Source organism: Bacteroides sp. CACC 737 (assembly GCF_013874375.1).
Taxonomy (GTDB): Bacteria; Bacteroidota; Bacteroidia; order Bacteroidales; family Bacteroidaceae; genus Bacteroides; species Bacteroides uniformis.
In genome coordinates this window covers 3,805,967-3,820,671 of record NZ_CP059408.1, presented here as the reverse complement: position 1 = coordinate 3,820,671, position 14,705 = coordinate 3,805,967, and the positions used below count along the sequence as shown (strand labels likewise).

The following is a 14,705-nucleotide window of genomic DNA, read 5'->3' as shown; positions in this document are numbered from 1 at the left end:
ATCTATTCCGTAGTAATCACCAGTTCCTTGCCCTCCCTCAGTTGGTCATGGGTGATAAAGTAACCGTCAATCTTTTTACCGTCATAAGTAATGTCAATAATCTTCTTGCCGCTTCCTTTCTTCACAATCGTAAAGGGACGACCATTCAGATTGAACGTCACTTTATCGAACAAGGGAACAGTAACAATATATTCAGGATCGGCAGGCGAATAAGTGTAAAGTCCAATAGCATTGAGCACATACCACGAAGACATCTCGCCGGCATCATCCATCCCTGCATAAGCCAGCTTGTCGGCACCCATGTCATAGTAGTGGTTCATCAGACTGTCAAGAATGCATTGGGCTTTCTCTTGTTTGTCTATGAAATAATAGGTGTAAGGAATGCTGTGTCCCGGCTGGTTTCCGTGGCAATAGTTTCCGATGAATCCGGTCAGGTTATGGGCCTCGTAACCTCTCCACGGTTCGCTGAATAAGGAATCCAGTTTAGCCTCCACCGCCTCTTTACTGGGATAGAGCTTAATCATGCCTTCGGGGTCGTGGGGGGCGAAGAAGAGGGCGTTCCATGCATTGGCCTCACGGTACATGTACTGGTAATAGGGATAATACGGATCGAAATCCTGAATCCAGCTACCATCGTCAATCTTACCTCTCCAAAAGCCGGTAGAGGGGTCGAATAGCGTCTTGTAGTTGTTGGAGCGTTCCATCATCAGTTTGTAGTTGGCTTCATCTCCCAGCTCCTTGGCTACCAAGGCTACGGCATAGTCATCGTAAGCATATTCCTGGGTCTTGGTCACAGCCCCTTTGTATTCGTCCCATGTGGGTACATTCACTGTGTCTTTTTCAGCAATCCAACCTCGCTCCATATACTCATCCAAATAGCGACGTCCTCCTTTACCGGGCACCGTAGCATTTTTCAGAATCAACTTATAAGCACGCTCCAGATCGAAATCATGCAAACCACGCAACCAAGAACCAGAAATAAAAGTGGAAGCGTGATCACCATGGAAGAAGGTGGGCATGTAGCCGTCACGCTTCTCACCTTTGTCAATAATAGACCTAATGATGTCAGTAGTCACATCGGGAGAAATCATACCTATGAGTACCAGTTTGTTGCGATAATCGTCCCAAAAAGAAGGGTCAGTGTAATAGTGGAAGCCGTTATTCACTACTTCGCCACGGACATCAGTATATTCATGATTCACATCGCTACGCAAAGCCGGCCATTTAAAAGCATGGAAGAAAGTAGAATAAAACAATCTCTTTTCACGTTCCGTGCCACCTGCAACTTGAATCTTGGAGAGGAGTGCTTCCCAAGCCGCATCAGCTTCTTCTGCCACTTGTGCAAAACTTTTGTTCAACATTTCGGCCTTCAAATTCATTTGAGCATTCTCTATACTCACAAACGAGAAACCAGCCTTCACTTCCAAAGGTTCAACACCTTTGCTGTCGATAAAACGCAGCACAGCCACCTCATGTTTGTCGTCTTTTACCATTTCCACTTGGCCTATTTTATAGTTGGTCTTAGCGTAAAAGTAGATTTTACCGTCGCCATCCTGATAACCCGTGAACGTATTATCGTCAACCTTCTCAATCTTCCAATCACGGACATCATTATTAGAACGACGGATGTCTACCAATAACGACTTATCGTCGCCCTTGGCGAAAGTATATTTATGGTAGGCACAACGCAAGGTACTGGTCAACTCGGCGTTCACTTTATAGCGTTCCAGATAAACTTGGTAATACCCCGGATGCGCAGATTCCTTCTCGTGACTAAACCCGGAGCAATAATTACCCGGAGCGATAGTTCCCACCACTGGCAACATGGGGACATGCAACAAGTTCCAATGCCCTTTAGCAGTATGTGAAAAACCATAAATCACAGTGTCCTCATATTGATAGCCCGCACCGCTACGAAACTGTGTAACGGGGCTGAGCTGCACCATTGCGTTGGGCAAGGTAGCACCCGGATAAGTTTCCGCACCCCATGTACGTGACTTTATTTTGCGCGTATACCCTAAGTCCTCAGGCTCCCACAAAGTAGCCGTACCCAAGAAAGGATTGACATATTCGGTTAATTTCTTCTGCGTACCGCCACAGCCCGTCAGAACAATCAGGGCGAACAGTAGAAATAAATATTGATTCTGTTTCATCTTTTGTGTTTATTTTATATCAAAAACTGTTGTCTCTAAAAACATTATTTCCAAAATAACTGTCAATTAAAAATGGCTCTAAAAAAAATGTGCCGAAACCCAATAACCAGATTGAGTTTCGACACACTTTTAATTGCTAACTTATTTCAAGCTCTTTTCAAAGAGAGCTTTGGCTTCAATCAAAGTACAACCACTTGTCTGCGTAGTCAGATGGTTGTTGCCGCTATTGTTCATTGCCCAGTTAGTATTATACAGCAAATCAAGTTTATTGATTCCCTTTCGCCACAAAATTTCAGCATTATTGTTAAAGAAAGTGATGAATTTCTTCTTATATATGGGGTCCAAATTCGGTTCCATAATCAGCTGCACATAATAACGCATGAAAATACCCTTAAACAAACCTCCGTCACCATCGCCTTCATCACGAAGTAAATTGTTTCCAGTATCTATCATGCTACTATTACTGATAGCGAAATTGGCAGCCTTACGAGCATCTTTCAAATAGGACTCTTCTCCTGTGATCTTATACAGTTCGTAAGCAGCACCCAAGAATGTACCTTGGTTATAAGAAAGAGAAAGTGTACTCAACTCACCCGTCTCACCGTTCACATTATCATAGATGGCGCCGGTAGCAGGGTTAAATAAATTTTCACGCTCCCATTTATAAATATTGACAGCCCAATCCAAATCCTCCTGATTCCCGTTAATACGGTAAAGACGAGCAGCAATCAAAGCAGCAGGGCCGTTGGAACAAGCATTTTTGCTCCATAGCTGGTCGTGAGTCCAAGCAATGCCACCACCTGCGTAATCGTTCCAACCGGTCTTGATTTCATTCCACATCTCTTGAGAAGTTTCCAGATACTTGTTTTCATCAGTAACTTCGTACAAGCGAATCATGGTGAGAGCAATCCACTCCATATCATCATAAAAGTTGTTCCAATAACTGCCACCGTTCTTTGCCTTGATACCGACATACCATTTGTCAAACAAGTCGCTGTACTTGCTATCTCCGGTACGATTGTAAGCATCTATCATCACATCCATAGCATGAGCCTGCGGCCAATAATGGAAATCCTTGATTGAACCGTCATTCCCGTAGTTGAAATAATTCTCTTCCGTATTCCAGAAACGATCTATCAGGGTCACAGAACTGCTGTCGGCAGCCGCATCCCAATCTATGGTGTAAAGCCCCTTATCATACATATACTCATCTTCTATCTCGCACGATTGAAGTGCCAAAAGAAGCAGGGGCAGACAAAATAATATTTTTTTCATAATCTCTCCTTAAATTAGTTGGCCAATTCCACTTTATGAGTATAGTTCTCCACATTGAATATCACACTAATCTTGGTGATGGCACCCGGATTGTGGCCATCGGCCGCACCATCGAATTCATTGTTCAGTTTCCACTTCTGATCCCATTGGTTATCAGGAGTCTCCATAATGTAGAAATAAGGATCTTCGGGAGTAGCCGCACCAGGATTAGAGTCTGTAGTATTCTTGGTTCCCCAATACTGTATACTACCATCAGCATAAGTCATCAAGAACTTATAGCGTTGGTCGCGCCCCCATCCTTCTTGCTTGAACTCAATTTTATCCTGACCGCAGAACACACCGTTTCCAACATAAGGCAATTCAAAAGTTGCGGCACCACTCGGGCAGAAGTAGAATTCCATCTTACTTACTTCCCTGACGGTTACAGATGCAATGGAGAAATCCATCTCAATGCGATAAACTCCCGTCTTTTCTACGGTTGTCTCGCCTTCGCCTTCCATAATCTTATTGCCATTGATATAAAACACCTTGGCACCTTCGGCTGCTCTATCTACCAGTTTGTAAGTCTTTCCGCCTTCCAACTTCGTAAAGACTTCGAACTTATCCTTTTCGGGTGAAGCACACGCCACGGCCTTAGAAGCATCCATACCACCTTCAGTAGCACTTCCGGTCAAGTAAAGCTGTGCCGGAATCTCTTCAAATCCCACCAAGCGAGTGATGGTGAGCTTCTTGCTTTCCTTTGCCATTACAGAATTCAAACCTCTGGAAGCCATTACTGTCCAAACAAGTGTACCCGTCTCACCACTGTTCAATCCGGCAGCCGCACCAACCTTGTTCAATGTCTTGTGGCTGATGGTAGCATAGCTCAAAGAACCGCCATTGTCAGAAAGCACTTTGTAAATAGGCTTAGAAAAATCTCCACCTTCTTTATCGAATACCACTTCATAAAGAGGGGCACCGCTATCTTCAGCCTTGGCCGACTCCCATTCAAAGAACAGGCTGGCGCTGGCCGACGATTGCAAGACTACTTCCTTGCCGTCAGTGGGTTCATACAACTGATTTACTGAGGAAACTTTGGAATCCTTGTATTCCATGTCTTCCGTACAAGACGTAGCAAAGAGGACTGCCGAAAAAAGAGCTATTGTTGAGAATATTGTTTTCATTGTTCTATTGTTTTTAATGAGTTTAGATACACGTTAATTTCCATATCCCGGATTGTTAGGCGCCAGATTGGGATTCAAATTGATTTCACTGATAGGAACTGCCCAAAGGTAATCTCTTGCCTCTTCGAACTTGCGAGTGTCAAGCTTATTCTCGTCCACGAAGCTTGCACCGCGCACCTTGCCCGACAAGTATTCGTTGCCAGCCTTCCAACGCTTAATATCATACCAGCGCAAACCTTCCATCGCCATTTCTACACGACGTTCGTCGCGAATAATCTGCCTCATCTCTTCCTTACTCTTTCCGGCAGGAAAGTTCAAGGCTGCATCGGCAGTGAATCCGGCACGTTCGCGGATGGGACGGATAGTCTTGTTCCATACCGCTTCAGTCATACCGCTTGTTTCGTGAACAGCCTCAGCATACATCAGCAAGATGTCAGCATAACGCATAGTGATGATATTCATACCGGAATTCTGATCACCGGAAGCCTGCGGATTATAATACTTACGAGTGAAATAACCGGTAGAAGTGCCGTTTCCACCACCATCGTAGGCATCGGTTCCCGAACCCGGACGAATGTTGATGACTACGTCTTTACTGCCATCGTCCACATTGCCACTCCAATCATAGCCATCATAAATGATAGTAGCGGTGAGACGTGGGTCACGGTTATCGTAAGGATAAGCAGGGTTATAATCTGTCCCGGCTTCACTGATAGTCTTTCCACTAAGCATCAGATAAGTGTCTACCAACGATTGCTGCGGCACACGGTTCACGGCACGTCCGCCTCTTGACAAAGGAATCATGTCTACCATCTCACCCCAAGTAATCAAATTGGGTACATAAGAACGATCCATGATAATCTCTTCATTATACTCATTGGCTTCATCAAAAAGCCCGGCATAATCAGGAAATAAAGCATAAGTACCATATTCGCCTTGTTTGTTCATCAGATTGTCGCAATAAAGCATCACATTGTTCCAGTCGCTATCCATCAAGTAGACACGAGCCTGCAAAGCACAAACGGCACCTTTAGTAATTTTGCCCTTGTCTTCTTCGGGCAATTGGTCGCGAGTGGGAAGCGCATCCTTGATGTCTTCCAATTCTTGGTGAATGAAGCTGATAATGGTTTCGCGGTCTGTACGACTTACACTCCGCGATTCTTCCAGCGTGATGTCCTCCGTAAAGAAAGGTACTGCACCATAAAGGTTAGTCAGACGGAAGTAGAGGCTTGCACGGATATAGCGTATCTCGGCAATCATACGTGCTTTAACAGATGCGTCCATGTTGGGTACCAGATCCACCTTTTCAAGGAACACGTGGCAGGTCTTTATACCTCCGTAAAGGTCTTTCCATTCATTCTTGAAGATGTCGAGCGAGGGAGTGGCCATACCTTTGCGAATGGCACGTTGGTCGTCCACACTGCGACCGTCGTAAGCATTGTCACTCAAACTTTCATCGCTCCACATACGGCCTGCATTGTACATCTGGCTGTAAGCCATGTTCACCACATACTGGGCTTTGGTGGTGGAAGTCCAATAAGAGTTATCCGTAAATTTGTTTGTCGGTGCGTTCTCCATCTCGTTGCAACTGCAAAGCATCAGAACAGCCATTCCGGCAAAAGCTATATATTTTTTTAGTTTCATAGTTATCTGTTGTTTTTAGAATTCAATGTCTATACCGAAACCATAGTAACGGAGCGTCGGATAGTTTCTACCAGAATTGGCGCCACTATTACCCATCTTAGAGTCGAACTCAGAAGATTCAGGGTCAATAAACGAGTTATTACTGAAAGTCAGCAAGTTTTGTCCGTTGACATAGATACGTGCCTTTTCCATGCCCACCTTGCGGCTCCATGTTTTGGGGAATGTGTAACCAATCTGCAAGTTCTTCAGACGCAGGTATTTTCCATCCATCAAGAATAGGTCGGAACCTTGTCCGCTTCCGTAGTTGTTTCTGTTGGAAGTAGAACCCGGGGCAGTAAGTCTCGGCCAACGTGCATCGGTGTTGGTAGGAGTCCAGAAATCCAGTTGATGCTTATAGATATTATAAGAGTAATTGGCGTGGAACGGTTCAATCAATTCACCACGAAGCATCATGTCACGCTTGCCCACACCCTGCCAGAACATACCGAAATCGAATCCTTTCCATTCTACATTGTAGTTGAAACCGAAAGTAAGACGAGGGAAGGCATTACCCAAGATAAACTTATCCTTCGAGTCGATGACACCATCTTCGTTACGGTCTACAAACTTCACATCACCCGGCTGTACCTTTCCACCTACAGGAATAGCCGATGCCTCAATCTCCTCGTAGCTTTGGAAAAAGCCGTCCATCTTGTAACCGTAGTAAGACTCCAACGGACATCCTTCACGGGTGATACGGCTCAACTCCTCTATTTGTGAGATTCTTTCGTGACCAGGGTACTTCAGCACTTCATTCCAAGAGTCACCAAGATTGAAGTTGAAGTTATGATTTGCGGCTCCCGTTTTCAAACGATAGTTGATAGAGAGGTCCCAACCTTGATTCTGCATCTCACCAATGTTGTCCATCGCCATATCCGTACCGAATACCGAAGGCACAAGGGGCTTCATTAAAATGTCGCTCGTACGCTTGTAGAAATAGTCGAACGTCACATTCAAAGCGTTATTGAAGAACGAAGCGTCTACACCCACGTTGAAGGTTTTGGTCTTTTCCCAAGTCAAATTATCCTTACCTAACTTAAAACCTGCGCCCGATACTGTCTGGTTGTTGTATGCGTAAGAGTTGTTGTACAGTTCGTAAACAGTAAAACGGTCATAAGTACCAATAGACTGGTTACCCAAGATACCAAAAGAAGTACGCAGTTTCAAGTCACCCACACGTTCCTTGTAAGCCTGCATAAAGTTCTCCTCGCTCAAACGCCAGCCTAATGAAACAGAAGGGAAGAAACCCCATCGGTAGTCTTTATGAAACTTGGAAGAAGCGTCATAACGGAAGCTGAATTCTGTATAATATCTGTCAGCGTAAGAATACCCCACACGTCCCAACAGAGAAGTCAGACTGGTACGGTTGGATTCATCTACAAATGTTTTTCCTGTGATGTTTCCCACAGTACTATTGGTAATGTCTGTACCAATACCCAAGTCGGGATCTACCCCCTTCTTCTCAATCTCATTGCTAGACGAAGTAAACGATTCATTGGTTACTCCAAAAAGCCCGCTGACATTGTGTTTACCGAATGTCTTGTTGTAATCCAACAAAAGTTGGCTATTAATAAGGTAAGCCGTATGATTCCAGTTACTGGTCCGATAGTCAGTATCTTTCACTGGACGTGGTTCGGTAGCCTCTTCATTCAAGTAATAGGATACGCCCAAATTGCGGGTAGAACGCATGTCGTTTATCACATCCGCACCCAACACTCCACGCAACTTCAATCCGTCAATAAGCCGGAATTCAGCATTGACATTAGCGTTCAGATAATTGTTACGATACTTGTTACGGCCACCAGCTTCCAATGCTCCCAATGGGTTAAATTCAGTCAATACATCATTTAACAAATATCTTCCATCTTCCGATTTCATTTTGTAATAATAATAAGTAGGTACACGGGCGGCATCCACTTCCAAACTCCCACCGGTGGTACTTACACTATTATTACGTGTATAAGCCAAAATAGCATTCAGTTTCAAACGTCCCACTTCCGTGCTAACATTGGTACGAAAATTATAACGCTGCACGCCAAAATCACTGTTGCCCACATAATTACTTTCCTGGTCATAATAACCCATGGACACCATGTAAGTAGTTTTATCACTACCTCCAGATACGCTTAGATTGTAATTCTGCTGTAAGGCTGTGCGGACTATCTGATCAAAAAACCAGCTTTCTTCATTTTGATGGGCAGCCAGGTCACGGATTTGATCGGGTGTATACAAAGGAGCCTCTCCAGCATTGGTGGCAGCTAAATTGCGCAAAGTAGCGTTCTGATAGCCTTTCACCGGAGAAAACAAGATATCCGGATTCTGCCATCCCATCATACCACTTAACCGAACTGTCGCACGCTGGTTCTTCTTACCTTTCTTAGTAGTAACCAAAACTACACCATTGGAAGAACGTGAACCATAAATAGCAGCTGTACCGGCATCTTTCAAGATGGAAATGTTCTCAATATCATTGGGATTCAATTTATCGAAACTACCGCCATCAGCTACCAATCCGTCTATGACAAAAAGCGGACTATTGTCATTCACAGTGCTGATACCACGAATATTAAAGTTAGTCTTACGATCATTAGGATTGCTACTGCGCTGCTGGATAACCACGTTGGGCGCAGCCCCTTGCAAAGCATCTGTCATGTTAGCCACGGGACGGTCTTCGATCATGGAAGCCTTTACCTGGTCTACAGCACCTACGGCACTCTTGCGGGTAGTAGTACCATAACCGATGACAATAACTTCATCCAGCACCTTGGTATCCTCCTTTAAGACAACATTCAATTGTTTTTGATTTTTCACAGCAATTTCCTGAGTGGCATATCCCACATAGGAAAAGACGAGAACATCTTGGGCACTACAAACAATGGAATAGTTTCCGTCCACATCTGTAATGGTACCCACACCTTCTTTACCCTTAACAGTAACACTCACTCCAATCAGGCTTTCACCTGTGGCATCCTTAACGGAACCTCTCACCGTGGCATTGTTTTGCTGCACCACAGTAATAGTCTCCGCATGTGCATAAACCGCAGGAGCCTGCGCCAGCATAGTCACAGCAGGCAAGGCAATAAGCCAGAACTTATAGTTCCCACCTATCCGAGCCAGCAATGAATTTACTGTGTACACTCGATTCTTTTTCATATTCTTTAAGATTAAACATTATAATAAATCACGATAAAAAAAGGAAAAGAACACAAATAATACCAACGAACAACCAATTCATGCAATTTGTATCCTAATCCTCCTTCCAGCGCACTTTATTGATTTTAAATAATTCCTGTTTTTACAAGCTGTTCAGCAAATCCACTTTACCCTCGTTCACTAATTTCAAAATCAATTCTCCAAACAGCGTATTCTGCCAAGCAAACCATGCACGGGTAAAGTTAGTGGGGTCATCCTTGTGGAAAGACTCGTGCATGAATCCCGTACCGGCATCCGTATCCATCAGCATTTTGATACAAATCTTTATCTCCTCATCATTCTGGCTGGTGAATGCCTTCATCATGATACTCATAGGCCATACCATATCATAACCAATGTGCGGACCTCCGATACCTTCACCGGCTTTACCTTTAAAAAAGTAAGGGTTGCTGCCACTCCACACAAAGCGGCGTGTATTCTGATAGATAGGATCGTTTACGTCCACATCACCCAAATAAGGCATAGCAAGAAGGCTGGGTACATTGGCATCGTCCATTAACAGATGATTGCCGAATCCATCTACTTCAAATGCATAGATTGTCCCAAACTCAGGATGATTGTAAGTGGCATATTTCTTCAGGGCTGCCTCCACTTCGGCTGCCAAATCGGTGCATTCTTTGGCCAAGGATGTTTCCTTGTTTACTTCCGTCAGAATTTCAGCAGCCTTTCTCAGAGAAGAGACAGCGAAAAAGTTGGAAGGGACCAGGTACTGAAGCGTAGTGGCATCGTCCGATGGGCGGAAAGCGGAAACAATCAGTCCCACCGGTTTGACCGGAGCACCCAAGCCGTCGTTATTCAGCGTATCCAGAGCACGTTCCGTCTTACGTTGGAAACGGTAAGGGCCTACACCGTCCTTACGCTGCTGTTCCTTGAAAGTCTTCAGGATAGCAGTAATTGCCTTCATCCATTCACCGTCGAAGATACTGCTGTCACCAGTTACTTTCCAATACTGGTAAGCCAGACGAAGCGGGTAACAAAGAGAGTCTATCTCCCATTTGCGCTCGTGCAGTTCGGGCTTCATATCTGTCAAGTCAGTCATCCAGTTGCCACCCGTAGGTCCGTCGTTGAAAGCATTGGCGTACGGATCAATGTTGATGCAAAGGAACTGACGGCGAATGACACCTTCGAGCATCTCTTTCAATTGCGCATCATTGTTGGCTAACTGCACATATGGCCACACCTGCGCACCGGAGTCACGCAGCCACATAGCATGGATGTCACCGGTATAAACAAAAGTATCGGGTTTACCGTCCAGCATGCGAAAGTGTACAGTAGTGTCAAGCGTATTAGGAAAGCAATTCTCAAACATCCACGCCAACTTAGGATTGGTAAGCAGTTTCTTCACGCGAACAATCTCAGCTTCCACCGCTTTTGAGGTGAAAAGGCGTTTCTTCATTTTTGGACGATTGCTCTTGTAAGCAGCAGTCATCTGAGCATAGTTCTCCACACAAGTGTTGTCACCTTTCAGGATAAAAGTGTCTGCCTTAGCATAGCCTTGCATACAGAGCATGGCAACAGCGCACAAGGTAATGTTTCTCTTTTTCATTTGGTCTGATTCGTTTTAATTATAAAGACTGATTAGCGAACACGGCCAAACGCGCGTACATCTCTACCATGGCGGCTTGTGTCAGCAGCCATTTACGATTGTCGCGGCTCTTGCCGGTGAAATCAGTATTGAAAAGGCCGTTATCTTCACGGGCATGCGTCCAAGCATAGTCCAGACTGCGGGCAAAGGAATCAAGATAAACCTTGTTACCGTCCACCTGATAGAGTTCCATAAAACCACGCAACATAACGGCGGTGAACCACACATCACCCTTCTTCAGCATATGGAACGGTTCTCCCTGTCCGGGGGTGAATTCCATGAAGAAATAATTATGACAAGCAGCAGCAATCGCTTGCGCATCCTTCAGATACTGCCCATTACCGGTAAGCTGATAGAGCAAAGCAGCCGACTGCATCATCTGACCGCTGTTATAGGCAAATTTGGCACGTCCTATCTCACCGTCCAAACGCATGTTGTCGAAGTAAAGGCAGTCTGTTGTGTCCTGCAATGTTGCTTTAGTCCACTCGTACAAACTCTTCCCTTTCTCAAAATAGGAGCTGTCTTGCGTAGCCTTGAAAAGTTTCAGGGCAAAGACGGAACCAGGGGCGTTGGAACAAGTGTTCTTTGATTCCTTCTTCTGTTCGCACCAATAGATACCTCCTCCCAAACAATCGTCCATACCGCTTTCTATAAACTTCCAGATAAGCTTGGCGCTCTGCAGATAGTTCTCTTGGCTAGTCATCAGATAGACGTCTGTGAAGTCAATGCCGAGCCACACGTTGTCATCGTAAAAGCGGTCGGACAACGGAGCGTCCTTGATGTAAGAAGCATACGCTTCGGGCATACGACGAGTATCGAAATATTCAGCAAGTCCCGGAAGCACTTTCTCATCAAGCAACTTCTGATAGTTCCCGAAATCTTTCTTGTTATCTTTAGTGGCCTCCATCAACGCATTCACTGCGGAGAAGGTACCGGAATAAGGCCACAAATAAGAGTAGAGATTGGGACGGTTCTTTTGTTCCTCGGAAGCCAGATAAGTAGCGGTATAGCCTTCCACGTCCGAAGGATAATTCTCACGCAACAGACAAGTGCCCGGTGCGGAATAGTGAGCATATAAGGAATCAAGTGTTTGTGTAGATCTGACCAGCATTGCGTTATCTGCCACAGCCGGTTCTTTCTGTGTCTTGCATCCGGTTACTGCCAAGGCGCATGCCAATAGGCAGAGGAGTGCTTTCTTGGAATTTTTCATCTTTTTTCTACGGCATTAAATTGTTCGACTTGTTTTTCACTCCGTTGCAGGAGTCTTCTTTTATATAATATATAAACCCTATTAAAAACGATTGCAAAAATAGACAGTAAGGTTAAAAGCCAACTATAAATCCGTGACATAACCGTCCACATTCCGGACATGGCAGAATTCTAAAACAAGTTTGTCACAAAACAGACACACCGTTTCCCCCATACTTCGGAAACATCATTTCCCAACAACTGGAAATTCTGAAATACGCAGGGTTGTACAACCGTAGGGTATCAGCGTGATTTCTTGCTCTCCTCCTTCGGCACTGCCACAGAAAGAGAAAGGCTGGGGCCCTGCCATTTCATTATATACTGTCCAAGTAGGGATAAGACGAGCCTTCATCTTTATTTCAACCGGTGCATTTTCCTGATTCCAAGGAAAGTCCAATTGCTGTTTTTGGCTATTGATACTTACTTGGGCCACCTCGTTCATTCTGTTACGGTCAAAATCCACCAATCCGTAGTTCCATGGATCCGAAGAAGTCACCTGATAATAATAAGAACCATACCAACTATCCTTAAACTCTTTCTTTTCCCAATTTTCTTCCATTTTCAGGGCATATACCAACGGACCTCTTTCAATAGATACTGCGTTTTCATACCAAGTGCTAGTAAAGACCTCCATGGGCAGATACAGTTCAATCTTATCATTCCGCTTCCATATACGGTCTACGATAGCTATTTTCCCACCTTTGACAGTTTGCTCCATCTTTCCATTTACCCGTATTTCAGCTTGCTTGCACCACTTCGGAACACGCAGGTGAAATGGAAATTTCACTTGTTTCACCTTATTTCTCACCTCTTTAATGGTAAAAGTTATCTGATGATCCATCGGATAGTAAGTATCTTCACTGATAACCACCGGTACATTATCACCCACATTGGCTGTTACTTCCGACGGAGAATAGACAATGGCTGCAATGCCGTTATCAGGTGTGGCATACCATAGGTGCTGTGTAAATTTTGGCCAACCTTGGTGCATATTCGAAAAACAACATGGGTATCCAGTCAGAGTGCCAAAAGCAAGGTCTGTTCCTTCATGATCCTGGTCGAAGTTGCGACGATGGCGTGTTACCATCACCTGATTCGGTTGCTGGAAATATTGCTTAGTCATAAAGTCATCGGATATTTGGGCTGGTAAAGCATTAAAAGCAATGCGTTCCAAATGGTCGGCAAAGTCTATGTCTCCTGTAATCTCCACCATTTTTTCCAGCGAGTACATCAACTCTACGGCCGAACACAACTCCGAGCCTTGTGTAGGATTGTTTCCATGCAAAGCCTCATCGCCTCCATACATGCCTTGCGGCTGTCCGTGGAACCGGCGAATATCTCGAAAGCCTTCCTTGACAGCATCAATATATTTCCGGTCGGTATCTTGCTGATAATAAATAATCGGTTCTTTGATGCCTTGTGCCAAATTAACACAGTGTATAGTGCAGGGTCTGCGCAAGTCTCCCCTATCTACCATATCTATGAAACTGAAACTCTGCCGGTGCAGCAAATGCCCCAATTCAAGCAAAAAATCCTCCCCCGTAAGATTATAAAGCCAATATACAGCTTGCAAATTGTCACAAGCACGGAATTCTGCCCAACTGCTCCAGTGTCCTAAAGGTTTTTGCGGCAAGGTATTCAGTTGATAACGGAAATATTTTGTCATAAAAGCGACGACTCTCTTATCGTTCGTTGCCGAATAATACTGCTGTAGGATTTTCAGCACGACCATACGCGGCCACCAGTCTTGCGAGTTATCACGTTGCAGTCCAGGCTCTCCCGGATAATCTTTTTCAGGACCGAAGAATCCGTCCTCACGCTGGCTCTGCAAAGCCCATTCTATCCAAGGTTGCACTTTGGCTTTCAAGACATCATCATCCAGTATATACGCCAAAGGAAGTAGACCGTCTATCCAGTATGGACCGCGTTCCCACTGGTCTCCATCACCACCTAACCAACCATTGCGTTTGCCCATAACCGAAGGGTAAAGAACATCCATCTGACCACTGGCGCCATTTTTCTGACGAACCAGCATTTCGTGCAACCAGCCTTTAGGTTTGATACTGCCTAAAGGAAGTTCCATTAAGGGCTTACGGAGTAGAGGATAGCGATTATTCTTGTAGTTTCCTTCTACTACCTGGCTCAAAAGAGCATCCACTTGTTTCTCCGCCTCAGGCGTAAACCACTTTTGAGCAGATATTGTAAAGAGATTAGCAGCTAATAAACATACAACAGCAAATATTTTAATTTTCATTTTTCAAGGTATTTGTTATTTCCAATAAATTTACTTCAATAGAGTTGTTAACTTACTCACATTAAGCACTTACACCTGAGAATCATCAGATCCTTGTGTCTGTGGTGACAGACACAAGGATCTGAAAAATG

Annotated in this window: 8 protein-coding genes; all 8 read right to left on the bottom strand. The window is 44.6% G+C overall.

Translation table 11 applies throughout. The features are described 5' to 3' along the window. Positions 1-2: 2 nt before the first annotated feature. The 8 genes from H1A11_RS15940 to H1A11_RS15905 all read right to left on the bottom strand — a co-directional run bounded on the left by H1A11_RS15940 (position 3) and on the right by H1A11_RS15905 (position 14,574). Positions 3-2,153, bottom strand: a complete 2,151-nt coding sequence (locus H1A11_RS15940; RefSeq protein WP_117964345.1) for a GH92 family glycosyl hydrolase — start codon at positions 2,151-2,153, stop codon at positions 3-5. Positions 2,154-2,294: 141 nt separating this feature from the next. Beyond that, complete coding sequence (locus H1A11_RS15935; protein ID WP_005824849.1) at positions 2,295-3,428, bottom strand: glycoside hydrolase family 76 protein; 1,134 nt, start codon at positions 3,426-3,428, stop codon at positions 2,295-2,297. Between the two features lie 14 nt (positions 3,429-3,442). Further along, complete coding sequence (locus tag H1A11_RS15930; RefSeq protein ID WP_005833935.1) at positions 3,443-4,591, bottom strand: SusE domain-containing protein; 1,149 nt, start codon at positions 4,589-4,591, stop codon at positions 3,443-3,445. Positions 4,592-4,624: 33 nt separating this feature from the next. After that, entirely contained in the window at positions 4,625-6,235 is a 1,611-nt protein-coding gene (locus H1A11_RS15925) for a RagB/SusD family nutrient uptake outer membrane protein (protein ID WP_117964346.1), read from the bottom strand. Between the two features lie 15 nt (positions 6,236-6,250). Continuing rightward, positions 6,251-9,427 carry a TonB-dependent receptor gene (locus H1A11_RS15920; protein ID WP_117964347.1) on the bottom strand — a complete coding sequence of 1,059 codons (3,177 nt, stop codon included), beginning with the start codon at positions 9,425-9,427 and terminating at the stop codon, positions 6,251-6,253. Between the two features lie 142 nt (positions 9,428-9,569). Beyond that, on the bottom strand, positions 9,570-11,033 hold the full coding sequence (locus tag H1A11_RS15915; RefSeq protein ID WP_005824841.1) for a glycoside hydrolase family 125 protein: 1,464 nt from the start codon (positions 11,031-11,033) through the stop codon (positions 9,570-9,572). Positions 11,034-11,052: 19 nt separating this feature from the next. Then, entirely contained in the window at positions 11,053-12,282 is a 1,230-nt protein-coding gene (locus tag H1A11_RS15910) for a glycoside hydrolase family 76 protein (RefSeq protein ID WP_119962009.1), read from the bottom strand. Positions 12,283-12,507: 225 nt separating this feature from the next. Beyond that, positions 12,508-14,574: a beta-L-arabinofuranosidase domain-containing protein gene (locus H1A11_RS15905; RefSeq protein ID WP_005824835.1), complete on the bottom strand. Its 2,067-nt coding sequence runs from the start codon at positions 14,572-14,574 to the stop codon at positions 12,508-12,510. Between the last annotated feature and the right edge of the window lie 131 nt (positions 14,575-14,705).